This is a genomic window from Luteolibacter ambystomatis, from assembly GCF_018137965.1.
In the GTDB taxonomy this organism is placed as follows: domain Bacteria; phylum Verrucomicrobiota; class Verrucomicrobiia; order Verrucomicrobiales; family Akkermansiaceae; genus Luteolibacter; species Luteolibacter ambystomatis.
In genome coordinates, this window is record NZ_CP073100.1 from 129,019 (window position 1) to 155,355 (window position 26,337).

The window sequence follows — 26,337 nt, forward strand, 5'->3', positions numbered from 1 at the left end:
ACAGCATGAAGACACTTTCCACCGCAGCTGTTTTCGGACTCACCGTTCTGGCCGCTCGGGCCGATCCGCAGCTCACCTCATGGATCACGGCGTATTCCTCGAAATACGCCCGCATCCATCGCACGGATGCAGAAAAGCTCGCGGGCACGACCTACACCACCTGGACGAATACCCGGAACATCCAGAGCCTGCCGGTCTATTGCGGCATCCAGACCATCACCTATTCCTCGGGCTGGATCTATTTCAATACCTCCGATCTCGCGCCCTACACGATGGGGCCATGGTACGACAACGCGGCACGCACCACCGAATTCGTCAACCTGCCGGTGAACCAGAATCTGAACTACCGGATTCCCCGTACTTCCACGCTGCCCACGCCGCCCGCCACGAAGACCTCCACCAAGGGGATGGAGGATTCGATCGGGTTCTATGTGGACGGGGTGTCGATGTTCGATCCCACGGACGGCTTCACCTACTCCGGTGGCGCCGAGGCCAGTCCCGGTACCGGCCAGTGGCACCGCGATGCCTACTTCAACGAGAGCATCACCTTCGATCCCGGCAACACCCACCAGCAAAACACGGGCAAGTATCACAACCACGCCAATCCGATCGCGCTTCGTTATTTGCTCGGCGATCACGTGGATTTCAACTCCGCGACCAAGACCTACAGCGAATCCACCGCCGCACCTGTGAAGCACTCTCCGATCATCGGCTGGATGCGGGATGGCTACCCGGTTTACGGGCCGAACGGCTATTCAAGTGCGCTGGATTCCAGCAGCGGCATCCGCCGGATGACCGGTGGCTTCGTCAAACGGGATGGTACCACCACCGGCGTGGACAACATCACCACGACGGGCCGCTCGCTTCCCACCTGGGCCACCCGCAACAATGGTGGCATCTCCGCTACCGGGCCGACCGTTTCCACCACCTATCCGCTCGGCCGCTACAATGAGGACTGGGCGTATCTGGGAGATCTCTACAAGTCCGGCTCCACGAAATACGCGCAAGGCGTCGATTTCGACCTGAACGAATACAATGTCCGCTACTGCGTGACGCCGGAGTTCCCCGGCGGCACCTACGCCTACTTCCTGTGCCTGAATGCGGCCGGAGTCCCACAATTCCCCTACAACTCGACGCTCTACTTCTTTGGAAATCCCACCGGTGGCACCGCGACCGCAGCGGAAACCGTGACCTCCTATTTCAACAACGGCGGAGCGAATCTGGTGGAGAAAGCCTCCGTGCCCACGACCAACAGCGGCAATGGCAATGTCACGCTCACCTGGACCAGCGTGGAAGGCGGAACCTACAAGGTGGAGGCCAGCGACGACCTTGCGGCTTGGGCGACCCTGACCTCCACCCAGGCGGCGACCAGCGCCAGCACGACCACCAGCTACGTGGAAGCCGGAGCCGCCACCGCTCATCCGAAGCGTTTCTATCGCGTCAGCCGCGCCGCGCTGGCCAGCTATGACGGTGGCACGGGAACCGGCACCGGTGGAGGCACCGGCACCGAAGGCATCTCCACGGTGAGCCCCACCAGCGGCAATCGCGGCACCCAGGTCACGCTGACGGTGACCCTCAATACCTCTTACAATCCGGCTCCGCCTCCGACCAACGTACAGCCGACTTCGGCAACGCTGGCCAAAACCGGCGCCACCACCATCACGGCCACCAGCTACACCCGGAACACCACCACCGGCATTGTGACCCTGGTCTTCACCATCCCCGCCAATGCCACCACCGGCACCTACACCGTGAACTCCACATTCGGCCCGAATACCTGGTCGTTGGCCAATGGATTCACGGTGAAGTGACCCACGGGTTCCCCCCAAGCTCCGGATCAAGCTCCCCCGCGGTTGCATCGCGTCTTGATCCGGAGCTTTCGGGATGGGCAAGCGGGCGCATGCATGGTTTGAAGTCCCTGTGTCCGCCCTGAAGTTCAAACTCACGATCGCCTTCGACGGCTCCGCCTACCAGGGCTGGCAGTCGCAGAAATCAGGACGGGGGGTGCAGGACCAGGTTGAGGCGGCTTTGGCGCGCCTGTTTCCAAGCGCACCGGGAGTACAGGGATCCAGCCGTACGGATGCGGGCGTGCATGCGCTTGGCATGACCGCGCATTTCGAAGTGCGGCGTGTGGAATTCCGGATGCCGGCGCGGCATCTGGTGTTGGCGATCAACGCATGCCTGCCAGAGGACATCCGTGTGTTGTCCGCGGCAAAGGCCCCTGCGGAGTTCAACGCGCGTTTCGATACGACCGGAAAGCAGTACCGTTACGAAGTGTGGAATCATACGGTGATGAATCCGCTGGAGCGCGCACGCGCCTGGCATGTGCCGCGTCCACTCGACCTGGCGGCGATGCGGGAGGCGGCCGCGCATTTCGTGGGGCGGCATGATTTCCGCTCCTTCACCGCGAACCGCGGTGACGTGCTGGAAGATGCGGTGAGAACCTTGAGCCGCTGCGAGGTGCGGCGGACGGGAGCGCGGATCACCTTCATCATCGAGGGCGAGGGATTTCTCTACAAGATGTGCCGCGGCATTGTCGGTACGCTGGTGCAGATCGGCTATGGCAAGTATCCGCCTGCCGAGGTGAAGGAGATGCTCGCCCGGGAGGACCGGCGGGTGGCCGGGATGAATGCTCCCGCGCACGGGCTGGTCCTGTGGAAGGTGTTTTATCCGCGGACTCAAGTACGATCCCGCCCGTAGATCATTTCCCGATGGTTCATCGGGCGGCTGCCACAAAGCCCGGGGATGCGTTCCACGCGGATCAGCCGAGGGCGACGTAAACCTTGCGCTCGCCGGTGAAACTGCGGCGGCCATGTGAAACGAGGAAGTTGTCGCAGATCAGCACATCACCCTTCTGCCAGGTGAACTGGGTGGTTTCCTCGCGGACGATCCCGCGGACGAGTTCGAGGTCGGACTCGGCGATGACCGATCCATCTCCATAGGTGACGTTCATCGGGAAGTCTTCTTCCGCGAGGACCTCTGCCAGCTTCGCGCGGGTCCCGTTGCTCAGGCCGGATGGATGCCAGTGATCGGCTTGGTTGATCCAGAGCTTCCGCCCTGTTTCCGGATGCGGCAGCAGGGCCGCGCAGCGCAGTACGGTGCGCAGGCTGCCATCCGCCTTCCATTCCCATTCGTAACCGTTTTCCCGCAGCTTGGCTTCCACCTCATCACGATCCCCGCTTTCAAACTGGGCCTGCCAGGTTTTGCCAAAGCCGAAGTGGTTCGGGAGATTGTTGAGATAGAGCAGTCCTTTTTCCTCGAAGCGGGCTTTCAGCTCCTCCGGCAAACGGGCGGTGACGCGGCGAGCATCCGCCAGAGGTGTTTCTCCACCGGTTTCCGACGGCAGGCCGCAGAGAAAGCCGATGATGGCGGGCATCGCGGGCGTGTAGGCGCTCTCATGATGTTGGGAGATCTCGTAGTGCGCCGCCATGTCGGTGGACGTATAGACGAGTCCCTCGACCTTGGTTCTGCGCGAGGCCCCGCCCTGATAGGTTTGCAGGGAGGTGAAGGCGGAGACGAAGGTTTGGAAATCCTGGAGGGCCTCGAAACCGAAGCCGCGGAAAAGCAACGCTCCATGCTGCAACCGCAGCTGGCGAAGCCGGGCGGCCTCCTTGCCCACCCACGCGGTGAGGGATCCGGGCTTGTCGCCGGTATCTCCATCCGGAGTGATCAACAGGGGCAGCGAGTGCTCGCGCGTTGCGGGCACAGGCAGGGAGGCGGCGACGGTATCCATCATGACGATTCGTGCATCGGTCAGGAAGCGGACGCGCCAAGAAAATTGGCGATCCGCTGTGGGCTGTCGAGATTCTCCAGGTTGATCTCGCCCGGCTTGATACGGCGGCCGGATGTCTTTTCGAGCACCGAAATCAGTTCCACCAGATGGAAGGAATCCAGAAGCCCGCTGGAGAACATGGGGGTGTCATCCGCGAGCTCCGCCGGATCGAGTCCGAACTGATCCGCGATGAGGGTGCGGACGGTTTCCGTGCCAAGGGTGGGGGTGGACATGACGGAAGTTAGACTGGAAGATAGGAGTCCGGAACAAGGCAAAAAGGCCTCCCCGCAGGCTTCGTGGAATCATTCCGATCTTGCTTCCACTTCCAGCAGCCAGCGGAGGATTTGCGTGCGGTCCAGTTTGCCATTGGTGTTCAAGGGCATCTTGCCGGGCCAGAGATGGATGGCGTGCGGTTGCTGGTGGCTGGAGAGCGTCCGGCGCAGGGTCGGGCGGATGAGGGAAAAGATTTCATGCCGGGCGGATTCGGTTTCCACTGCGGCGATGATCCGTTGCCCCAATACCTCGTCGGGAACGCCGCCGACCACGGCGTGAACCACTCCGGATATCCCATGCAGCGCATCCTCGATCAAGGTGGCGCTGGTGCGGTAGCCGCCGGTTTTGATGAGTTCATCCTCCCTGCCTTCAAACCAAAGATAGCCCTCGGCATCCCGCCTGACGCGGTCGCCGCTGTAGTGGACCGGGCTGTTTCCGAGGAACGCTTCATGACCGGGGCGGACGTTGAAGACCTCGCGTGTCAGCTCCGGCTGCCGCCAGTAACCCTGCGTGACACAGTCGCCCAGATGCACCAGTTCGCCGGGTTCATCGGTGCCGGCCGGGGTTCCGTCGGCACGTAGGATCTCGATGCGGACGCCGGGGCAGGGTTTGCCGAGAGAGCCCTTCAACCGCTCGAATTCTCCCGCGGGAAGGACCGTGGTGCGGAAGGCTTCGGTCAGGCCATAGGTCATCCACACTTCGGCGTTCGGGAAAACTTTTGGAAACAGATCGAGGATGCGGCGCGGCAATGCCCCACCGGAGGTGGTCACGTAGCGGAGACCGGGCAGGGTTTCCCGGCGGGAATCGAGGTAGTCGACGAGGGCGATCCAGGTCGGAGGGAGTGCCGCCAGTCCGGTGACGCCCGCCGCATGAATGGTCTTCGACAATTCCGAGGCCATCGCGATCGCCGGTGGAAGCACGATGCCGGCTCCCGCACGGCGGGCCATCTGCCATTGGAGCAGGCCCCACGGGGAATTCAATGGCATCAGGGACAGCAGCCGATCGTGCGAGGTGTGCCGTAGATAAGATTCGATGCGTCCAACGGCACCCGCGAGATTTTCGTGGGTGACCATCACGCCTTTCGGTCTGCCGGTGGAACCGGAAGTATAGCACAGCGCCGCGAGACCGTTTGGAGAATGATGGTCCGTGGCTTTTGGTGCGTGTGCGGAAGCCAGCGCCGGCCATTCGATCCATGGTCCATCGCCGAGGCGTTTCCGATCGCCATTCCGGCAGACCGCCAGAACAGGTCCGGCGTCCCGGACCAAGCCTTCAATTTGGTCCGGAGCGGTGTGGCGGGGGACGCTCACCCACACCGCGCCGAGTTCGTGGACTGCCTGGCAGAGGGCAGCTTCTTCCCATCCGCGCGGCAGCCATGCGAGCACGTGTTCACCCGGCACCACGTTTCGCTCGCGCAGTGCCTGAGTGAGTGCGCTCACGCGGTCACGCCATTCCTCCGTGGTGAACAAATGTCCACCCGCGGGGCTGATGACATGGAAGGTGTCGCTCATCGGTTCAAGCCGAGCATGCGTCCGAGCAGTGCCAGCGAATCCAACACCGGTACGGTTTCTCCATGGAGCATGAAAACGTAGCTGGCGACGACGAATGTCTGTGTCATGGCAATGCTGGCGAGCTTCCAGCCGAAACCAGCGCGCCACGTTCCAGTCTTCGGCCGGCCCAGCCGCTTCTGCCAGGTGATGAAGACCAGCAATCCGCCGACCTGCCACAGCGCCCAGGCGACCCGGTTCCATCCCAGCCCGTGCCACAGGCCCATCACGATGAAGCTGGCCAGCATCGGCACCACCACGCTGCGCATCAGTCCCATGACCGGCAGATACACGCAGTTCGCGCACCATTGCGCGATGGAGATGTGCCACCTGCGCCAGAAATCAGCGGGTGTCGAGGCTATCACCGGCCAGTTGAAGTTCTCCATCGGCCGGTGGCCCCACAGCAGGGCCGCACCGACAGCGATGTCCGAGTAGCCGCTGAATTCCGCGTAGATCTTCAGGTAGGCGTACGCACAGGCCTGCCAGATGTCCGCTGTCCCGGGATGGGCTCCCATCGCATCCGGAACCACCCAGCCGCTGTGTTCGGCGAGGGCGGGCAGGATCAGATCGGCCACATACATTTTTTTCAGCAGTCCGATGACGATCCGCCACAGGCCGGTGGAGACGCGCACACCTCGGCTTTCTTCCACCGGCTTGTCCCAGTGGTCCCAGCGCTCCAGAGGACCGGCGACGAAGAGAGCGGGAGTAAACAGGAAATGGATAAACTCCATGAAGCCGGGCGGGCGCTGCCACGCACCACGCCGCGCATCCACGATGAATTGGATCAAGCGGAAGACGAGATAGCTCAGGCCGAGAGGTGAGATCCACCCGGCGTGGGTGTATTGCTCGGTGGCCTTGCTGGCCACCAGTCCGGCGGCCAGGGTCGTGACCGCCACCGTGGCCGCGGCGAGACCGCTTTCACGCCGCACCAGCCACCAGACCAAACAAGCGGCGAACAAGTAAACGATCGCGACGACAGGGGCATGTCCCACCACCAGCGAGAAAGCCAGCAGGGCAAGCCCGGGTTCGCGCCAGCGTGCGGGTACGTAGCTGGCCCATATCGCTCCGGCCAATAGAACGAGCCAATATGGCGATCCGCCCAGCACGTCAGAATCCTCCGTAGCGGAATGTCAGCTCCGTGCTGCTGCGGAGCAGTTGACCAAGCACCGCCGCTGTCGCCAGCGCCAGTGCGAGCGCCTGCACGAGGCGGCCGAGATGATAAGCTATGGAAGGAGAGGGCATGTCAGCGGGTGAGGAGTTCGCGGGTGACGGTTTCAAGAAAGTGCCGCCTGAGATCGGCGGAACCCAGGTGACGGGTATCGGAGAAATCCGCGGCGGTCGCTTGGAGGTGGTTGGGAGTGGAGATCCATGTCACACCATTCGCCTCCGACCACGCGGCCATTTTGCTTTGGTACGTGGCTTCGTCCATCCGCCACTGTGCGGTCTGCATCGAGGGTGTGAAGGAATCGACCCACGGTGTTTCCACCAAGGCAAGCTTGGCCCGCCCGGCTTTATGAATCCGTTCCGCGGTCTCCTGTAGCAGGACCAGATGGAGATTCAGCATGTTCCCGCTGAAGGAGGGCATGTCCGCCGCCACGGGATCGGAGGGAATGGGGCGGGCGGGGAGATAGGGGAAGTAGGGGGCTTTCCCGGAAGCGGGCCGCTCCATCCCCAGTTTGCATTGATAGAAAAACGCGCGCCGGTCCCACGCTTCCAAACCGGTTTCACGCTCCTGGGGATCTCCCATCCAGCCGGACCCTTTCCTCAGTATTCCGGAGCTGAATCCAAGCACGCGCGATTCACGGCGGTGAAAATCGTGATCCTCCTGTACGTATTCCCTGCCGATCAAATGCATGCCCACTCCGATGACAAACCAACCGTCGAAGTCCGAGCCGAAGCGGTCGATCAGGGCGGAGGTGAAGGAATAGCTCTGCTTGTTCGCGCACATCGACAGCACCTTCACCGGTGTCCCGGCAGCGGATGAGGCGATGCCCGCCGTGTCATCCGGATGCGGCAGCCAGCAGCGTAGCGAAGACGGACCGACGAATACGAGGGTCTTTGCGGAAGCATCTGTCTCGCGGGAGGCTCCGCGGACCGCCATGATGGAGGACCGGCTGAAGTCATCCTCAAAGCTCTGCCACGGCACTGCTCCCGCTTCGACCTGTTGCCGGAAATGGCGGGCTTTCAGCGCCACCGCACCCAACAGCAGAAGGAGGAACAGGGCGGCCAGTTTCAGAACTCCCGGGCACGGTGTCGTCAATCCGCGCCAGAAATCGCGGATGAAGGAATTCGCCGTCGGGTGGGTGGAAGCCATCGGGATTGCAGCGCAGGAGTGATAGGCACCGGGTCTGCATCAGGGAAGCGTGATGTGATACCCGCCTGATCATCTGCCATCCCCGGCAACACTGCTCCGGACGCGCTGGCTTTCGGGTGGAATGAATTCGAACACCTGCGTGCGATCCCCTGCGAGCCACGGATGGAGAAAATCCTCAACGAAGGAGGATTGAACGATTGACGCTGCCGCACGAAGGCACGGATCAAGCGAACAGATTCCGATCCAGCGTACGGTATTGGATCGCCTCCAGCACGTCGTCCGGCCGGATGTGTTCGCTGCCGCCGAGATCGGCGAGGGTGCGGGCGACTTTGAGGATGCGGTCGTGGGCGCGCGCGGAGAAGTTCATCTGCTCCATCGAGTGCTCCAGATAGCCGGCTCCCACGCTGTCGAGCCTGCAATGCTCGCGGACGAGGCGTGCGCCCATGGCGGAGTTGGTGGAGGTGGATCTGCCCTTGAAGCGGCGGCGCTGGGTTTCGCGGGCGTGGGTCACGCGCTCGCGGATGGTGGCGGAGGATTCGCCGCCGTTGGTCGTGGAGGACAGCTCGCGGTAGTCCACCAGCGGCACGTCCACGTGCAGGTCGATGCGGTCGAGCAAGGGGCCGCTGATCCGCTGGCGGTAGGTCTCGATCTGGCGGCTGGTGCAGCGGCACTGTCTCTTACTATCTCCATAGTAGCCGCACATGCACGGGTTCATCGCGGCCACCAGCATGAAGCGGGCCGGGAAGGTCAGAGATCCGACGGCGCGGGAGATCGTCACGTTGCCATCCTCCAGGGGCTGGCGCATGACCTCCAGCGTCTGGCGGCGGAATTCCGGCAGTTCATCGAGGAACAACACGCCATGATGAGCGAGCGATACCTCGCCGGGGCCGGGATTGGTGCCACCGCCGAGCAGACCGGCGTCCGAGATCGTGTGATGCGGCGAGCGGAACGGGCGGGTGGTGAGAAAGGCGCGCTTCGGATCGAGCAGTCCGGTGATCGAATGGATTTTGGTGGTTTCGATCGCCTCGTCTTCCGTCATGTCCGGCATGATCGTGGCCATACGCTTGGCCAGCATCGATTTGCCGGTGCCGGGCGGTCCGATCATGAGCAGGTTGTGACCACCTGCCGCCGCGACTTCGAGCGCGCGCTTCACGTGGTGCTGGCCCTTCACCTCATCGAAATCGACTTCATAGCGCCGGTGGGATTCGAAGAAGGCGCGGCGGTCGAGGGTGAACGGCTGGATCGTCTCCTCGCTGCGGAGGAATTTCCATGCCTGGTGCAGCGAACGGATGCCGATGACCTGGATGCCTTCGATCACGGCGGCTTCGGGCGCGTTCGCTTCCGGAACGAGCAGCCGCGTGCGGCCCCGGCGCTTTGCTTCCAAGGCGATGGAAAGCACGCCTTTCACCGCACGTACGGTGCCGTCCAGTGCCAGCTCGCCCACGATGCAGCAGTCGTCCGTGGCCAGAGGGGCATTCTCGCTGGCGGAGGCCATGGCCAGGGCGATCGGCAGGTCGAACGAGGGGCCTTCCTTCTTCAGGTCGGCGGGCGCGAGGTTCACCGTCTTGGTGCCATCCGCCAGAAAGAGCGCGGACGCGCTGATGGCGGAGATCACCCGTTGCGAGGACTCCCGCACGGCGGCATCCGGCAGTCCCACGACGATGACCAGCGGCTTTTCCGAGCCGCGGACATTCACTTCGACTTCGACCTCCTGGGCATCCACGCCGCGCAGGGCCGCCGAATAGAGACGGGTAATCATGTGAACAGCATGACAACCCTTGTGGCTTCCGCCGACAAGTCAAAATGGGATGGCCGCCGCTGCTTATCTCCGGGTAATTTGGTGCGCCTTCGGATTCGGCGCGCTGAGACGGTCGGCGGCGGCGAGGTTGCGGCGTTCCGCGCGGTATTTGGAGGCGGACTGGCCCATGTGGCGGAGGAAGTGGCGGGCGAAGTCGCTGTGATCGTAGAAGCCGGATTCCAGCGCGATGTCAGTGATCGGGAGATTGGTGCGGGCCAGCAGTTCACAAGCCTCGATCACGCGCATCCGGATCAGGTACTCACGCGGCGTGGTTTGGAAGGTGGTGCGGAACTTGCGTTCGAACTGGCGCACGGACAGGCCGGCCATGGCCGCCAGACGCGGGACATCGAGCTTGTCGCGGAAGTTCTCCTTCAGATGGTCCGCCACGGTGGCGAGCTCCAGGTAGGGCTGGATGGCGGCGCGCTGGGCCTCGATGCTGCGGACGGTGCCGCAGACTCCGCAGACCTTGCCGTTGAGATCGTAGAGCGGGAGCTTGTCCGTGACGTACCACTCCGGCTTGCCGTCCGAATTCGGGAACAGCTCGATGATGCCGAGGATGGGACGGCCGCTTTCCATCACTTTCTCGTCGTCACGGCGGTACTTCGCCGCGAGGCGGGGCGGGAAGATGCGTTCGTCGGTGATGCCGATCATCTGCTCCTCGCTGCTGAAACCGCAGCGGCTGACGAAGGCGGGATTCCCCGCCATCAGATGGCCGTCGCGGTCCTTCGCAAAGAACAGCGTGCCCGGCAGATGATCGAACAAATGCCGGAACTGCCCCGGTGGAAGTTGGCGGAGCCACGATTGTCGGGAGTGGTCTGCATCCATGCGGCGCAATCATACAGCAGGTCGGCGGGCGCATGCAATCGAATAGAATCATGGAGGCCGGGAGCGGAGGATCACCTAACAGAGTAAAACCGTTGGAGTGGCGGACTTTGTGTGGATTCCGAGGAATTGGAGGAAATTTTCCAAGATCCGCCGGTATTGGCGCAAAGATACACAAATTGGGCGGGTCCTTACAAGAAATCCATGAACAACTGTGGCACCTTCGGGGTAGTTTCTATGCAACCGACTTTTGGCGCCAGCACCTGGCTTTGGACTTCACCCTTCGATTCCAAGCAGACCGCACTTATCGAAGCCATCGCCGCTCTCGGCTTCGAGGCGGTCGAGCTTCCCATCGAAGACCCAGCCTTGGTCGATCCGGCGGTGCTCGGGCCGGTGATCGAGGCCACGGGGCTCAAGGTGCATATCTGTGGTGCCTTCGGGCCGGGCCGCGACCTTACCGATCCGGACGCCGCGGTCCGCGCCTCCACCCGCGGGTATATTTCCTCTCTCATGAACATTGCGGAAGGACTTGGTGCGGATTTCGTGGCCGGGCCGATGTATTCCCGGGTCGGCAAGGCCCGGCAGCTTCATCCGGACGAGCGGAAGCGGGAATGGGATCTCGCCGCCAGCGAGCTGCGTACCGTGGCCCGGGAGGCCGGGGATCGCGGATTGGCTCTGGCGATCGAGCCGATCAACCGCTTCGAAACCGATCTGGTCAACAACACCGCGGACGCCTTACGCCTCGTTCGGGACATCGACCACCCGGCGGCGAAGGTGATGATCGACAGCTTCCATATGACGATCGAGGAGGCCGATCTCGGCGCGGCCATCCGTTTGGCCGGGGAGGACCTCATCCACGTGCAGGTCAGCGAAAACCACCGCGGCGTGACCGGCACCGGTTTGACCCACTGGACTTCTTTTCGCGACGCCTTGCGGGAAATCCGCTATACCGGCTCCGTCGTTATCGAATCTTTCACCCCCGACAACCGCGACCTGGCAGGTGCGGTGTGCATCTGGAAGCGCTTCACCGCGGATCAGGACGAATTCGCGTCCCGCGGTCTCGCCTTTCTCAAAACGCTCTTTGCTCAACCCCAACCATAACCAAACCACCTCATGTCCGGTATCAATATCGCCATCGTGGGCCTCGGCTTCGGAGCCGAGTTCATTCCGATCTACCAGCGCCACAAGGACGCGAACATGTATGCCATCTGCCAGCGGACCCAGTCCAAGCTGGATGAGGTGGGCGACAAGTTCGGCATCGAAAAGCGCTACACCAGCTACGATGAGTTGTTGGAGGATCCGGACGTTCACGCCGTTCACATCAACTCGCCGATCCCCGACCACGCGGCGCAGACGATCAAGGCTCTGAAGGCCGGCAAGCACGTGGCCTGCACCGTGCCGATGGCGACCAGCGTGGAGGACTGCCGCCAGATCGTGCAGCTCATCAAGGAGACCGGCTTGAAGTACATGATGATGGAGACCGTGGTCTATGCCCGCGAGTTCCTGTTCATGAAGGAGCTCTACGACAAGGGCGAGCTCGGCAAGGTCCAGTTCATCAAGGCTTCCCACCAGCAGGATATGGATGGTTGGCCGGGTTACTGGCCGGGTCTTCCGCCGATGCACTACGCCACCCATTGCGTGGGTCCGGTGCTCGGTCTGACCCGCGGCGAGGCGGAGTATGTTTCCTGTTTCGGCTCCGGTACGATTCGCGAGGAGATGCACTCCTGCTATGGCTCTCCGTTCGCCGTGGAGACCTGCCACATCAAGTTCAAGGACAGCGATCTTTCCGCTCAGGTCTATCGTTCGCTTTTCGATGTCGCCCGCCAGTACCGCGAGTCCATCGAGGTCTATGGCTCGAAGAAGTCCGTGGAATGGCCGCTCATCGAGCACGAACCGCTGGTGATGCACACCGCGAAGCTGCCGGAGCCGGAGATTCCATCCCGCGTTGAGACACCGGACTTCGCCCACTATCTGCCGGAGGAAATCCAGCTCTTCACCAAGGGCGGCGTTTACGGTGGTGATACCGGTGAGGATCACCTTTCCTTCACGCAGGGTGCCGGCCATGGTGGTTCCCACCCGCACCTCGTCCACCAGTTCGTGAACATGCTGAAGACCGGCAAGGATTCCTATCCGAATGCCATCGAAAGCGCGAACATCACCTGCACCGGCATCCTCGCCCATGAGTCCGCGCTCAAAGGCGGTGAACTGATCCGTCTGCCGGAGTGGTCGTTCCGTTCCCCGGGCACCAATGGTGCGGCCAAGGGTGCGGGACACGCCCACGCCGTTCCGGCTTCCGTTTGATTTTCCGGGTTAACGCGTGCCTGCGGGTTCTTCATACGGGCCGGATTCCCGGAGGAAGAATCCCGCAAGAGTGGAGGCGATCGTGTGGTGGATTTCCACCGCCGGTCGCCTTCCTGCTTTGGCGAGGCGGGGGATGGGGCAGAGGAAGACGCGGTCGGTGAAAGACTCATGGCGTGTGCCGTCCATTTCGAGTCGTTGGCAGCTGGGGGCTTTGGCGGCTTCCAAGGTGAGTTCCTCGGAGCGCCGGATCAGGGATTGCTCCGGTGTCTCCCCGGCTGCGGCCGGTTGCTTGAGCCATGTGGGGATCTCGTCATCGAAATAGAGGAACGGTCCTTTGGAGCGGCCCGTATCAAGAACGAGTCCATCTTCATTGGCTCCCGTTTGAAACCACGGATCATTCGCGCAAAGACGGATGGCCGTGGTGCCTCCGAATGAGAACCCGAACACGCCGCCATGATCGAGCCGCAGGCGGCCCTGCCATTCCGGAACGAGATTGGCCGCAAGTGCCTTTCTCACGCGCGCCAGATCATTCGCCCGCTCCATCATGCAGCGTTCGGCCTCGGCTTTGAAGGTGGCGACGGCTTGATCGGAAGAAAGATCCGGTGGGGAGATCAACCTGCCGGCTGTTCTCGAACCATCGGCGTAGCGGATCGTCGAAGCCTGGCCCGGATGATCGACGGCAATCACGACGAAGCCGTTGTTCGCCAGAAACTCCACTTGGGCGACGTTTTCCGCACGATGGCCCATCCACGCATGTTCGTAAAAAAGGATGGGGAACGGGCGGGGGAGCTTGATCAAAGGGACATTGCTCCAGGAGCGGGAGGAGGCCTTCCCGAGCCGATGGAATGGGAAGGATGGAGCAAGAGCCGGGTCCGGCAACCATGGGGCCAACTCCCTCCCGGAACTTTCCGCCGGGTACCAGACCTGGAAGCACAACTTCGGGGCATCTCCTTCGGCGGGTATTTCGAAAATCCTCGTGCCCACCTTGTGAGGGCCGCGCAAGGGAGGCATGGATGGCTCGGGAAACAGCCAGCAGAGTCCCGCGCCAGTGGTCAGCAGGGTCAGGGCGGCTGCAATTTTCCATTTGGAAGGAAACTTGAACAGCGGGAGGAGAGTCGCAGCGAGAGGAGGCAGGAGAAACGCCCCGGCGCTTCCTGTTTTTAGAACGACAAGGATCGCGATGGTTCCGGGGAGGGTCCACTTCCAGCCCCGTTTCATTGCGATTCCGATGGAGATCGCAGCCATCAGGCAGGCCGACCATTCAGGCCAAGGGAAGTTCACAGGCTTTTGCTAACAAGTTCAAAGCCCTCCCTCAAACGCATTCCCGTGACGTTGTTTGGATTTACTCCAATGTTTGATCGTGTTCGCGGGAAACGCGCGGCGTTCGGTCAAAAATTCAACCGTAGCCCGATGTTGGCTAGAACTCCCGGACCCGGGGCGTAGCTTGCTTCGAATCCGTTTGTCCGTCTTATGAAGATCCGTCCGCTTGTTCTCGCCGCCCTTGCGGCCTTCACTCCCGTCGTCCGGGCTGCCGATGCCGCGGTTGAAACCGCTCCGGCTGAAACCGAAAAGCTGCCCGGCCTGCCATGGCATATGGTGAATCTCTGGTGGCATACCAAGGGCGAGGTGCGGGATTTTTCGGAGTTTTCCGTGGATATCGATATCTCCACGGACATTCCCGCGGACCAGTACAATCTCTACATCTCTCCATTCTGCGGTTCCATCAATGGCTCCATGATCTACGGCGGCATCCAGACGAATTGCAACGGCTGGGATGCCATGCAGCCCGGAGATCACAAGCGGCTTCACGGCGGCCACGGTTTCATTTTTTCACGCTGGAGTGACAAGCCGGATCTCACGCTTGCGGACGTGCGTGCCACGCCGGGAGGTTTTGTCGAGGCCGCGGACTATGAGGGGAATTTCGTTTCAGGCCGCCGTCCCTATCCATGGACTGCAGGCAAATATACCTTCTCCCTCCGCCGTCTCGATACCCAGATCACGGATGGAAAGCCGTTCACGTGGGTGGGCGCGTTCGTTCACGAACATGCCACCCACAAGGACGTCTTCGTGAACGCCCTGCGCTTCCCCGGAGACAAGCTCGTTCACAATGGCAGGAATGCCGCCTTCCTCGAATTCTATTCCACGGAGAAACTCCACAAGCGTCCGGACATCGCCGCCCTGCCACCGCTGGAGGTGAAGTTTTCCAATCTCCGCTTCAATGGTGCTCCCGCGGATCTCAGCAAGGTGGACACGGCCTTCATCCGCCAGCAGATGAAACGCTCCGATGGCCTCGGTGCGCCGATCTCTCCGAACCTGATGCGGGTTTCCTCGTCGGAAGACGGACGGGAGATCACCTGCCGCCTGCAGAACAAGATTTTCCCGGATGCCGAGGAGCCGAACCGGACGCTCTGGCCGGTGAAGAAATAACACCGCACACGGAGAGGGTTCCTCGAACTACTGCCGTCGACGTAGATGTCGGCGGCTTTTTCGTGCACATTGCACGTGATGTCCGGGAATCCCGCATGATCGCGTATGTTAGATTCGATCCATGGCTATTGACAGGTTGCGGATAATAGTTAAACGATCTTAACTATAAATAGTGGCTAACGGATAGTATCCGCCCCCGGCCCGCCCCCCAATGATGGATTGCAGCGGTTTTTCCGCGCTTTCGTGCCCTCCCCCCAGGAATCGGCAGAAGGCGTGGAAAACCGCGGAATTCGTGATGGAAACCCCCATAGGAACTACCCCCGATGATATTCTTCAAACGAACCGCCTTGTTGTCCCTTTGTATGGGATTCGCGGCCGCTGGTCTGGCCCAGATCGCGGCTGCGGCACCGGAAATCAAGGTCACCGGCAATTCGGTGACGATCAACAACAACGACCTGACCCCGTCCTCCGTGGATGGCACCGACTTTGGTTCCGTGGCGCTCGGCAGTTCGCCACAGACCCGGGTGTTTTACATCTACAATGACGGTAGTACTCCGTTGACGATTTCCTCGCTCACGGTTTCCGGTGCGGCGTTCAGCCTTACGATCTCGGCGTCCAGCACCGTGGCCGCGGGCGGAGCATCCAGTTTCGAAGTCAGCTACCAACCGACCGCCGCGGGCCTTCAGACCGGTACCGTGACGATCGGCAACAATGACTCCGACGAGGGTACGACCACCTTCTCCATCCAGGGCTTCGGTCTCGCGCCAAAGGCCCGCGTCGCGGGGAAGGGGACCACGATCGCGAACAACGACACGACGCCGTCCACCGACGACAATACGGACTTCGGCTCTCTGACCGTCGGCAGCGACATCTCGCGTTCCTTCTCCCTCTACAACGATGGAGATGCCCTGCTGGTCGTCAGCAGCATCCAGGTCAGCGGCACTTCCTTCACGCTCGATGGCGGCTTTGCCGGTTCGATCGCTCCCGGTGGCACGCAGACCTTCGGTGTGAAATTCGCGCCCACCGCCGCGGGCACTACGACCGGTACGGTTTCGGTTTCCACCAACGATCCGAATGGCGCGACCTACAGCTTCCAGGTGAAGGGCCTCGCCACCCAGCCGGAGATTGATGTGCTGGGCAACAGCCTCTCCATCGCCAGCGGCGACACCACCCCGGCATCCGCTGATGGCACGCTTTTCGCCACGATCTCGAATGGTTTCCCCGGCGGCGTGTCCCACTTCACCGTGAAGAACACCGGCAGCGGCAATCTGCTGCTGCGCTCCATCTCGCTTTCGGACAGCACCAACTTCACCGCGGACTTCACCGGCAGCCCCGCTCCGATCGTGGCTCCGGGCGGTACCGCCGAGCTGAACCTGCACTACATCCCGAAGTCGGCGGGCACCCACACCACCATCATCACCATCCAGAACAACGACCTTGATGAAGGCTCCTACACCTTCACCGCACAGGGCGCGACTCTCGCTTCTTCGATGGACTTCGGTGGCGTGACCAATGGTGATACGACTCCCGATTCGTCCGACAAGACCGCTTTCGGCAATGCCTTCGTCGGTGGCACTCCGGTGACCCACAACTTCAACGTCACCAACGCCGGTCCCGGCGTGTTGCTCATCACCTCGGTGGACATCAGCCCTGACACCCACTTCTCCTTCACCGGCACTCTGCCGGCGACGATTCCCGCCGGTGGTTCGCTCCAGGTGCCCATCGTGTTTTCTCCGCAGGCGATGGGCCTTCACACCGCGCTGGTCACGGTGCGCACCAATGACACCAGTCGCGATCCCTTCACGTTCCAAGTCAACGGTACCGGCCTTCAGCGCAGCCTGATCATCGGCGCGGCGGGCAATGTCATCGTGAATGGCGATGCCACTCCCACCACAACGGACGGCACGGACTACGGCTCGATTGCCGTGGATGGCAGCCAGCTCGATCACACCTGGCCGCTGCGCAACAATGGTAACGTGCCGCTCTCGATCACGTCCGTTACTTCCAGTCTCTCCTCCGATTTCACCATCGTGGCTCCGCAATCCGGAGACATCGAGGCTGGTGGCTCCGTGAACCTCATCGTGCGCTTCAATCCCTCCGTCATCGGCGCCCGCACCACGGTGATCACGGTAAACAGCAATGATCCCGCTTCTCCCTATTCGTTCACCGTTACCGGCCGTGGCGCGCCGCGCATCGGCCAGCCGATTGATGATCCGGAAGGTCCGGTCATCATCGAGTGCCCGTTCGATCCCACCTTGGCCGGAGACTTCACCGGCACCATCATCGAGGATGACGGTCACGGCAATCCCGGCGACACGATCCGCGGTGGCTTCGACAGCTTCAAGCTGACATCCAAGGGCGGCTTTACCGCGAAGGGCAATGTCGACGGCCTGGACATCACGCTCAAGGGCACCCTCAACCCGGATGGCTCCTACGAAGGAACGACCAAGCTTTCCGATGGCAGCACCGCTGTCATCAAGTTCCGCACCTACCAGGGTAGTGATGGGTCGAACCGCATCATCGGCACGCTCGTTCACAATGGCGAGACGCTGCACATCGATGTGATCCGCTCCGGCGCGGTCGCCCTGCCCGCATCCCTCACCGGTGCCTATACCATGATCATCCCGGGCAATGACGCGGCTCCGCCGACCGAGCCGCATGGTGATGGCATCGGCTTCCTCACCGTCCGCATCGATGGTTCGGTGCGCTGCCAGTACATCATGGGGGATGGCATCACCTCCACCCGCTCCACCAAGGTCAGCCCGCGCTACGTCTGGCAGTTCCAGTTCCCGATCAGCGGCGGATGGAAGAAGGGCTACGTTGCCGGCCGCATGACTTTCCGTGATGTGCCGGGAGTCAGTGACTTCGATGGCTCGGTGTTCTGGAAGAAGTATCCGACGAACAACAGCAACGACTACTATCCGGGCGGCTTCGCGGTAACCCGCAACTGCGTGGGCGCGAAATACACCGCTCCGGCCAAAGGCCAGTCCGCCATGCCCGGCATTGTGGCGGGCACGGACAACGCCGAGTTCAAGATCGGTGCCGCTGCGGAAGGCGTGCCAGCCCAATCGCTGTTCTTCACCTGGGGCTTGGATGACAAGATCAAGTCCGGCACCAGTCCGAAGCTCGATCTCCGGGTGGTCCGGAACACCGGCAGCATCTCCGGCACCTACACGGATGCCATCAGCCGCTCGAAGGTCCGCGTCTATGGCGCGATCCTGCAGAAACAGCGGCTTGTCGGCGGCCTCTTCAAGGGCTACCAGATCACCGGCTTCGTGACCATGGCTCCGAAGGCGAACTGATCTCTCCCGAGTGTCCCGTTCCCGGCTCATTCTCCTTGTTGCAACGACGGCGCTGTTCATCGGTGCCGTCGTTCTTTTCATGCGTGGCAAGGACGCCGCCGCCAAGGATACCGCAGCGGCCACGGAGCAAGCCAAGGCCCACGCCACGTCCACCCGTGCCGCGCGGTCCAATCCTTCCACTCCGGAAGGGCCAGCCGCCCGCGATCCGCGTCCGGAACCGGAGCGCACCTTGGATCAGATCAACGCTTGGTTGGCCGACGATTCCCTGCCGTCCGAACAGGCGGCCAGGAACCTGTGGACCGTCTTCTCCGATGCCCGCCAGACCAAGGAGGTGCGGCAAGAGGCTCTGGAGCATGCGCTGAACCTCACCACGGACAAGCAGCTCGTTGCTGAATTCATCCAGATCTACGGTCAGCCCGGCTTGTGGTCCGGCCAGATTGGTGAAACCGCTCTGGACGAACTCTACAACCGGGGCAAGGCGGCAAAGCTTTCCGCCAGCGCCGCATTGCTCGTGCATGCCACCGGCGAATTCCGCGACCATATCCGGGAACTGCTGCGCTTTGAGGTGGATGATCCGGAGGCCGACGATGCGACGCTGATCCGGAAAGCACACGAGAAGCTCACCGCTCAGCCACAATCCGGACAATAATAATCATCCTGCGTCTTTTTTAGGCGCAGATTGTTGCAAATGTAACAGTTTCGACGCGGATTTTTGTTCCCATTTTTTCTGGGAGACATAGCTCTGGAGGATGGTCATTGCACTACCCCGTCCCCTCACTATCAGCAGGTTCTGTTGGGTCGCCCTAAGTCTGGGCTGTCTTTTTTCCAGCAGCTTGCGTGCCCAAACCGGCGGTTTGGACGCTCCTCAATCCGTGGGAGCTTATTTCAATGGCGTTTTTCCCGTGACCTCACCCGGTTCCGCGACCGGTTGGACCACGGCGAACGCGTTTCCGAACCTCACCTTCGTCGATCCGTTGATGCTGACGGAGATTCCGGGGACCACCAATTTTCTGCTTGTGGGCAAGGATGGCCGCCTTTGGCGGTTTGCGAACAATCCCGCGGTCACCCAGGCGCAGGTGGTGCTGGCGCTCGATTGGGCGTCCAAAACCCAGACTTCGGAGGACCAGGGATTTTACAGCCTCGTCTTTCATCCCCAGTTCGGCCAATCTGGATCGCCTAACGCGAACTACGCCTACGTTTGCTACAATCACAAGCCGGCCCTGACCGGCGCGGATTCGAACCACTCCTATTGGCGGGTGTCCCGGTTCACCTGGCTGCCTGCTTCCGGCACTCTGGATCCGAACAGTGAGTTCGTGCTCATCAACCAGTTCGACCCCGACCTGTGGCACAACGGCGGCGCGATGTTCTTCGACAACGACGGTTTCCTGAACATCACCTGCGGCGATGGCGGTGACAGCATCGGTCTCTCCCAGGCGCTGGCGAACACGCAGAAGATCGACGGCGGCTTTTTCAGCGGCGTGTTCCGCATCGACGTGAATAACGACCCGGCGAAATCCCACGCGATCCGCCGCCAGCCGACGAACCACGCCTACAAACCCGCCGCGTGGCCGAACAGTTCGACACAGGGCTACGGCATTCCCAATGACAACCCGTGGCTCGACACCCAGGGCAGCGTGCTGGAGGAGTACAATGCCATCGGCCTCCGCAGCCCCCACACCGCGCACTACGATACGGTCACCGGCGATGTCTGGATCGGTGATGTGGGGGAGGGCGCGCGCGAGGAGATCACGGTGCTGCCGAAAGGAGGCAACGCCCAGTGGGGCTTCAAGGAAGGAACCATCACCGGGCCGGGGACCAAGCCGACCACGGTCATCGGCACGGAAGTGGCACCATTCTACGACTATGGTCGTACCATCGGTTCCTGCGTGATCGGCGGCATGCGCTACCGTGGCACGAAGTGGAACACCTACTTGGGTGGCAAGGTGCTCTTCGGCGATCACATCCGCGGCAAGGTGTGGACCGCTACGATTGGCGCGGGTGGCGCGGCACCGGTGATCGAGGAAATCATCACGGGATTCCACACCGGAGCGAAGGCGGGGCTTGCGAACTTCTGCACGGACAGCACGGGAGAGGTCTATCTGATGGACATCAACGGCACCAATCAGACTGGCGGCGTGATCCGCAAGCTGGTGCTTCAGGGAGCCTCGGTCGAGCCGCCCGCATTGCTGTCGCAGACGGGGGCGTTTTCCAACCTGTCCACTCTGGCGACCGCTCCCGGGTTCGTCCCCTTTGACGTGAACACGCCGCTGTGGTCGGACGGCGCGCACAAGCTGCGCTGGATCATGGTGCCGAACAATGGCTCCCACGATACCGCCGCGGAAAAGATCACCTTCAGCGAAAAGGGCAACTGGGTGTTCCCCGCGGGCACGGTGTTGATGAAGCATTTCGAAATGCCGCTGGATGAACGGAATCCTTCCGTCACGCGGCGCTTGGAAACCCGCTTCATCGTCTGCACCGCGAATGGCGGCAAATACGGCCTGACCTACCGGTGGAATGCCGCAGGCACGGACGCGCAACTGCTCACAAGCGGAGAGTCGCTGGACTACGACATCACCCTGAACGATGGCTCGACCGTCCAACGCCGGTGGGATTTCCCGTCACGATCGGACTGCGTGTTCTGCCACAACACCACCAGCGGGCAGGCGCTCGGTTTCCGGACCCACCAACTCAACAAGAACTACACCTATCCCGCCACCGGTCGCACGGCCAACCAGCTCACCACCTTCAATGCGCTGGGAATGTTCGACCGCACGCTGACGGCGGACGAGGTGAAGAACTTCCTGCAATCGAGGGCCATCGATGATGAAACGGCGCCGATGGAGCATCGCGTGCGTTCCTACATGGATGCGAACTGTTCCCACTGTCACCAGCCCGGTGGGCTTGTGGATTACTTCGATGCACGGCTCAACACGCCGTTCAATTCCCAGGGGCTGATGGACGTGGCGGTGCAGGGTCACTTCACCGATCTGGGAGTGGACGGCCGCTATCTGAAACCCGGTGATCCGAGTCTCTCCGCCGTGCATCTGCGCATGTCCCACTCCGGGGATGGCGTGGCGATGCCTCCGCTGGCGAAGAACGTGGTGGATGAGGATGCGGTTGCTTTGTTGGAGAACTATCTTGCCGGCACCACGCCCTCCGAGTTCCAAACCCAGGTGCTGCTCCAGGCACGCTACCTGCGCCTGACCTCCACGGCGGAGGTGAATGGCAACCCATGGACCTCGGTGGGCGAGCTTTCGATTCTCGATGACAAGGGCGTGGCGATCCCGACCAACCAGCTTTCGGTGGCAGCGGTGGACAGTGAAGAGACCGTGGATGAAACCGCCCCCGCCATCCGGGCCATCGATGGTGACGTGAACACCTTCTGGCATACCGGCTACGGCACGGGCGGTATCGCCGCCCTACCCCACTACATCACCATCAATCTCGGATCGACCCGGCCTGTTGGCGGGTTCGTCTATGTGCCGCGGCAGGGCAACCAGAACGGCCGCATCAAGAACTACCAGGTCCACACCAGCACCGATGGCGTGAACTGGACGCTGATGACTTCCGGCACCTGGCCGAATACGACCGACACCTTCCGTTATGATCAGCTGGCGAACTCGCGCGCGGCCCGCTGCAATATCGCGGGTCCCACGGGAGTCGTGAACGGTGCCTTTGAAACGACCATCACCTTTGACATGGATGTCACGGACTTCACCGCGGCGGATGTGCAGGTCACGGGTGGCAGCCTTCTCGGACTGCGTGGCAAGGGGCACTACTACGTGGCGACCATCTCGCCCTCCACATCTCTCGTGACGGTGCAGGTGCCGCAGAACGCGGTGAATCCGAAGAGTCTCGGCAGCACCGCTTCCGCGACACTCCAGGTCGACTTCCACGACACCCTGCCGCCGATACCGCGCTTCACCAATGTCCCGGTGTCAGTGGCCGGGACTTTCCAGCTTGGCCTGACGTTTGACGAGCCGGTCACGGGACTGACCGCGTCCGACTTCAATATCACCAATGGAACGCTGATGGGCATCGCGGCGGATGGCATGGACTATCTGCTCACCATCACGCCCGGTTCGCCGGGCACCGTAGGGGTCGAGATCCGTTCCGGTGCGGTCGTCGATACTGCGGCGAATCTCATGGGCGCGGGCACTTCAATCTCGCTGCCTTACTCCAGCTACATCCTCGCCCGTGAAGCGGAGCAGGGCACCCTGGCGGGCGCGTTCGTGCAGGTGGCGGATGCCGCGACCAGCGGTGGCTACTACATCTGGGTGCCGCAGGGCACCCGCGGTGGCTCGACCGCGCTCGATACCAACATGAAGGCCACCTATACCTTTGTGGTGCCGCGTGCCGGACAGTACCGGGTCCGCGGCCTCGCGAGATCGGACGACCAGAGCAGCGATTCGTTCTACGTCGGCTTCGATGGGGCGACTCCCTCGGATTGGCATACCAACCAGACGGCGGGCCAGATCGGATCGTTGCAATATTACTGGGATCTGGCGAACAGCAGTCGTGATCCGGTGAACAATCCCTCGCTGTTCACGTTGACCGCGGGCAGCCATACCATGCAGCTCTATGGCCGGGATGACGGCACGCGCATGGACCGCCTCGAGCTCCAGCCGGTGAAACCTTTCCCGATGTGGAGCGGTCCGGCCGTGGCGGTGAATGGCTCCTTCAATCTGAGCCTCAGCTTCACCGAGTCGGTCACCGGCCTCACGGTATCCGATATCACGATTACCGGCGGCCAGGTGCAGTCGATCACCGGCAGCGGCGCGAATTATGTGGTCTCGGTGTCGGCCACGTCCTCGCCCGTCACCTTGTCGCTGCCTGCGAACATGGTCACCAGCGCCTCCGCGAATGGCAACGATGCGTCCGATCCGATCAGCGTGATCTACCGTACCGCGTTCGAGCAATGGGCCTTCTCGCACGATACGGACGGCTCGCCGGGTTCGCGCCTGGCGGATGATGATGGCGATGGCGTGCCGAAGCTGCTGGAGTTCTCCTTCAACCTTGATCCGACTCTTTCGGATCGCAGGTCGCTCGATCTGACATCGTCGCCCACGGCAGGATTGCCGCGGATGATCGTCAATCCCGAGTCCGGCGGCCAGCGGCTGTGGTTGCAGTATTTGCGCCGCAAGAACGTTGCCGGGCTGACCTACACCCCGCAGTTCGGCTCGTCATTGAATGACTTCTCGGACGCCACCGGCTCGTCCATAGTGGAGAGTCTGGATGCGGATTGGGATCGCGTGAGGGTGCCGGACATGGCTCCCGCCAGCTCGGGCAGACGCTTCGGGCGCGTGAAAGTGACATTGTCGCCTTGATTGATCGGATCGTCACCGGGCGGCCAGCTCCCAGCTTGAAGCCGGCCGCCCGCCGTGAGAGACTTGAGGATGATCTCATGGAAGAACATCCTCCTGCCGGTGGTCGTCGTGTTGATGGCCGCCTGTCACTATGACAAGCCTCTGGGCGCCGTTACCGGCACGGATTCCGCTGAAAATCTGGTGGGCCGTTGGAAAATGGCGGCCAGCGAAGCGGACAGCCGGGACGAGGATCAGTATCTTGTGGTGCACCGCACCGCGGACAAGAAGCTGGTGGTGGATTATCAGGTCAGTGCCACCGAACACTGGTATTTCACGGGCTATCCCTGCTTGTCCGGCCATCCGGAGATTCTGGAGCTCCAGTTCCTCGGAGATTCCACCGGCAAGCCGAATACCGAACACCGCTTCATGATCGTGAAGGCGAAGGTGGATGGGGATTCCCTCCAATGGGCCGCCATGGATCCGGACAAGCTGAAGCCTTCCGATGATGTGGACGCGTTCCGCAAGGCGGTGCTGAAGGAGGTCGAAGGAAACGGCGATTTTTTCGCGAAGACCCAGAAGGGAACCCGCGAGAAGACCGAGAAGTAGCTGCTATTCCTGTGCCACTTTCATCCGTGGATCTGCCAAATCCAGCCGGTAGAGGATCTGGTTGTAGTCGTGACGCGGTGTTGGATCGGGATTTCCTGAGAAGGTCGCGGTGTAGGTACCCTCGAACCAGATCACGCGACCGTTGTCTTCGGAAAACTCCGGATGCTGGACCGGGTTGTAGAAGGTGTAGTGCTGGTGGGTGATGATCTTGATGCTCTTCCGCCACGGACCTTCCGGAGCGTCCGCTTCGGCGTAGCGGATCTCACCGAGCGCCGAAGTGCCTCCGCTTTCCGTGAAAATGCTGATCCATTTCTTGCGCCACGGATTCCACTTCACGGAGCCGTTGTGGGCCTTGATCGCCTTGCCGGTGGCGGCATCGGTGAAGGCGATGTCGCAGGTGACGGCCTTCCATTCGTTCGCATCGAGCCAGCTTTCATAGCGGTCCGGCATGCGCAGGTTCGGCGTCGATTGGCCGAAGTAGATCTGATCTCCGCTGCGGAACGCGTGACCGCTCGGGAAGAGTTTTGAATCCAGGGGGATCTCCCGCACTTTCTTGAAGAGCTGTTCCTTTCCGTCGAACTCGCACAGGCCGCGCTCATAGACATCCATCGGCGGCTTGATCTTCGCATAGGTGGCGACGAGCCGGGGTTTGCCATCCTTGTCCTTCAGCGAGATCATGGAATCGAGCCACGTTGGGCCGGCACCTGGAATGGGAGCGATGCCTTTGACGAAGCCATCCGGCTGGGTGAAGTAATTGTAGGTGATCGGGCCATTCGGATCGAGCTTCAACGGCGTGGTGGCGAAGGTGGTGTTGAAGTTGCCGAGCGGATAGGACGGGCGGCTGGTGTCGCCCCACAGCCAGTAGCGTTTGCCCTCGTGCTCGGCCGTGTCCACGGTGTCGCAGCCGAACACCAGTCCGGCGGGCGGGGGAGTGGCAGTGCCATCGAAACGATGCTGGTGATAGAGCAATCCTCCGCCGGTGAGACGCTGGATGCGCTCCGCGATGTTCACGCGGGGGATCTCCACCGTCTTGCATTCGCCGGGCTTGGGCGTGACCCGCACGCCGCGGTTGCCGAAGCCATCCGCCTTCAACTCATAGCCGTGACCTGAAATTCCGAACCACACCTCGCGACCCAGCAGATCCGGATCATCGAAGGTCACCATACCCGCGTTGTCCGTGTAGTCGCTGAGCTGATGGGTCGTGGTGACGCGGATCAGCGGAACCGGCCGCTTGGTGGTGGCATCGATGATTTTCAGCGCGAAGGGCTGCTCCGCAAACGCGGTGGGAGCGAGGAACAACAACACGCCGCAGAGTGCTTCGATCTTCATCTGCGCAAGCTAACGGGAGACGGCCGCGGCCTCTTTCAGCCGTCGAAACCGGCGTCTTCCGGCAGATTGCGTTCCCTGGCGGCAGCCACGGCGAGCACGTCGCAGCGCTCGTTCTCCGTATGGCCCGCATGACCACGAACCCATTTCCACGTCATCTTGTGGGGCGCGGAGGCATTCACGAGGCGCACCCACAGATCCTGGTTTTTCACCGGACCGCCGGTGGAGGTTTTCCAACCCTTGGCCTTCCAACCCTTGATCCAGTTCTTGATCAGGGCGTCGATCACATAGCGGGAGTCCGAATGCAACTCCACCTCGCAGGGTTCACTGAGTTCCTCCAGCGCCGTGATGGCCGCGAGCAACTCCATGCGGTTGTTGGTGGTATGGGCGTAGCCTTGCGAAAGCTCGAGGCGGTGTTTGCCATAGATCAGCACCACGCCATAGCCGCCGGGCCCGGGATTGCCCCGGCACGCGCCATCGGTGTACACGGTTACCCGTTTCATTCAGCAGTCGGAAGGGTGTTGAGGGGGCGGGAGCTTGTCCCGG

At 61.9% G+C, this 26,337-nt stretch carries 20 protein-coding genes; 9 read left to right on the plus strand and 11 right to left on the minus strand.

Features of this window, described 5'->3' with window-relative positions; genetic code table 11:
• Positions 1-5: 5 nt before the first annotated feature.
• Entirely contained in the window at positions 6-1,811 is a 1,806-nt protein-coding gene (locus KBB96_RS00460; RefSeq protein ID WP_211631524.1) for a YHYH protein, read from the plus strand.
• A gap of 109 nt (positions 1,812-1,920) precedes the next feature.
• On the plus strand, positions 1,921-2,700 hold the full coding sequence (gene truA, locus KBB96_RS00465; protein ID WP_211631525.1) for a tRNA pseudouridine(38-40) synthase TruA: 780 nt from the start codon (positions 1,921-1,923) through the stop codon (positions 2,698-2,700).
• A gap of 61 nt (positions 2,701-2,761) precedes the next feature.
• Here the strand turns inward: truA and KBB96_RS00470 are convergent, their stop codons facing one another.
• The 8 genes from KBB96_RS00470 to KBB96_RS00500 form a co-directional block, all read right to left on the minus strand.
• Positions 2,762-3,736 (minus strand): TauD/TfdA family dioxygenase, encoded by a 975-nt coding sequence (locus tag KBB96_RS00470; RefSeq protein WP_211631526.1) that lies wholly within the window; start codon positions 3,734-3,736, stop codon positions 2,762-2,764.
• Between the two features lie 17 nt (positions 3,737-3,753).
• Positions 3,754-4,005, minus strand: a complete 252-nt coding sequence (locus KBB96_RS00475; protein WP_211631527.1) for an acyl carrier protein — start codon at positions 4,003-4,005, stop codon at positions 3,754-3,756.
• Positions 4,006-4,074: 69 nt separating this feature from the next.
• A complete protein-coding gene (locus KBB96_RS00480) occupies positions 4,075-5,553 on the minus strand; it encodes an AMP-binding protein (protein WP_211631528.1) in 1,479 nt (492 codons plus the stop codon).
• Entirely contained in the window at positions 5,550-6,695 is a 1,146-nt protein-coding gene (locus KBB96_RS00485; protein WP_211631529.1) for an MBOAT family protein, read from the minus strand. Before KBB96_RS00485 ends, KBB96_RS00480 begins: the two co-directional genes overlap by 4 nt.
• Position 6,696: 1 nt before the next feature.
• The gene (locus tag KBB96_RS21125) at positions 6,697-6,831 is read right to left on the minus strand and encodes a hypothetical protein (RefSeq protein ID WP_264176982.1); all 135 of its coding nucleotides are present in this window, start codon (positions 6,829-6,831) and stop codon (positions 6,697-6,699) included.
• Between the two features lies 1 nt (position 6,832).
• The gene (locus KBB96_RS00490) at positions 6,833-7,903 is read right to left on the minus strand and encodes a hypothetical protein (protein WP_211631530.1); all 1,071 of its coding nucleotides are present in this window, start codon (positions 7,901-7,903) and stop codon (positions 6,833-6,835) included.
• A 223-nt stretch (positions 7,904-8,126) separates the two neighbouring features.
• Positions 8,127-9,662, minus strand: a complete 1,536-nt coding sequence (locus KBB96_RS00495; protein WP_211631531.1) for a YifB family Mg chelatase-like AAA ATPase — start codon at positions 9,660-9,662, stop codon at positions 8,127-8,129.
• Between the two features lie 63 nt (positions 9,663-9,725).
• Complete coding sequence (locus KBB96_RS00500) at positions 9,726-10,526, minus strand: AraC family transcriptional regulator (protein ID WP_211631532.1); 801 nt, start codon at positions 10,524-10,526, stop codon at positions 9,726-9,728.
• 234 nt (positions 10,527-10,760) lie between these two features.
• On the opposite strand from KBB96_RS00500, the gene KBB96_RS00505 reads away from it, so the two are divergent.
• Together KBB96_RS00505 and KBB96_RS00510 are read left to right on the plus strand one after the other, a co-directional pair.
• Positions 10,761-11,624, plus strand: a complete 864-nt coding sequence (locus KBB96_RS00505; protein ID WP_211631533.1) for a sugar phosphate isomerase/epimerase family protein — start codon at positions 10,761-10,763, stop codon at positions 11,622-11,624.
• A 12-nt stretch (positions 11,625-11,636) separates the two neighbouring features.
• Positions 11,637-12,824 (plus strand): Gfo/Idh/MocA family protein, encoded by a 1,188-nt coding sequence (locus KBB96_RS00510; protein ID WP_211631534.1) that lies wholly within the window; start codon positions 11,637-11,639, stop codon positions 12,822-12,824.
• Positions 12,825-12,833: 9 nt separating this feature from the next.
• Here KBB96_RS00510 and KBB96_RS00515 read toward each other — a convergent pair whose 3' ends face one another.
• Positions 12,834-13,571, minus strand: a complete 738-nt coding sequence (locus tag KBB96_RS00515) for a hypothetical protein (RefSeq protein WP_211631535.1) — start codon at positions 13,569-13,571, stop codon at positions 12,834-12,836.
• Positions 13,572-14,294: 723 nt separating this feature from the next.
• On the opposite strand from KBB96_RS00515, the gene KBB96_RS00520 reads away from it, so the two are divergent.
• The 5 genes from KBB96_RS00520 to KBB96_RS00540 all read left to right on the plus strand — a co-directional run bounded on the left by KBB96_RS00520 (position 14,295) and on the right by KBB96_RS00540 (position 24,465).
• The gene (locus KBB96_RS00520; protein ID WP_211631536.1) at positions 14,295-15,251 is read left to right on the plus strand and encodes a hypothetical protein; all 957 of its coding nucleotides are present in this window, start codon (positions 14,295-14,297) and stop codon (positions 15,249-15,251) included.
• 347 nt (positions 15,252-15,598) lie between these two features.
• Complete coding sequence (locus KBB96_RS00525; protein ID WP_211631537.1) at positions 15,599-18,553, plus strand: choice-of-anchor D domain-containing protein; 2,955 nt, start codon at positions 15,599-15,601, stop codon at positions 18,551-18,553.
• Positions 18,554-18,563: 10 nt separating this feature from the next.
• Complete coding sequence (locus KBB96_RS00530; RefSeq protein WP_211631538.1) at positions 18,564-19,202, plus strand: hypothetical protein; 639 nt, start codon at positions 18,564-18,566, stop codon at positions 19,200-19,202.
• 253 nt (positions 19,203-19,455) lie between these two features.
• Positions 19,456-23,880, plus strand: a complete 4,425-nt coding sequence (locus tag KBB96_RS00535) for an Ig-like domain-containing protein (RefSeq protein WP_211631539.1) — start codon at positions 19,456-19,458, stop codon at positions 23,878-23,880.
• Positions 23,881-23,949: 69 nt separating this feature from the next.
• Positions 23,950-24,465: a hypothetical protein gene (locus KBB96_RS00540; protein WP_211631540.1), complete on the plus strand. Its 516-nt coding sequence runs from the start codon at positions 23,950-23,952 to the stop codon at positions 24,463-24,465.
• A gap of 3 nt (positions 24,466-24,468) precedes the next feature.
• Here the strand turns inward: KBB96_RS00540 and KBB96_RS00545 are convergent, their stop codons facing one another.
• Both KBB96_RS00545 and rnhA read right to left on the minus strand, forming a co-directional pair.
• Complete coding sequence (locus KBB96_RS00545; RefSeq protein WP_211631541.1) at positions 24,469-25,794, minus strand: glycoside hydrolase family 183 protein; 1,326 nt, start codon at positions 25,792-25,794, stop codon at positions 24,469-24,471.
• A 35-nt stretch (positions 25,795-25,829) separates the two neighbouring features.
• Positions 25,830-26,294, minus strand: a complete 465-nt coding sequence (gene rnhA, locus KBB96_RS00550; protein WP_211631542.1) for a ribonuclease HI — start codon at positions 26,292-26,294, stop codon at positions 25,830-25,832.
• Positions 26,295-26,337: the final 43 nt, after the last annotated feature.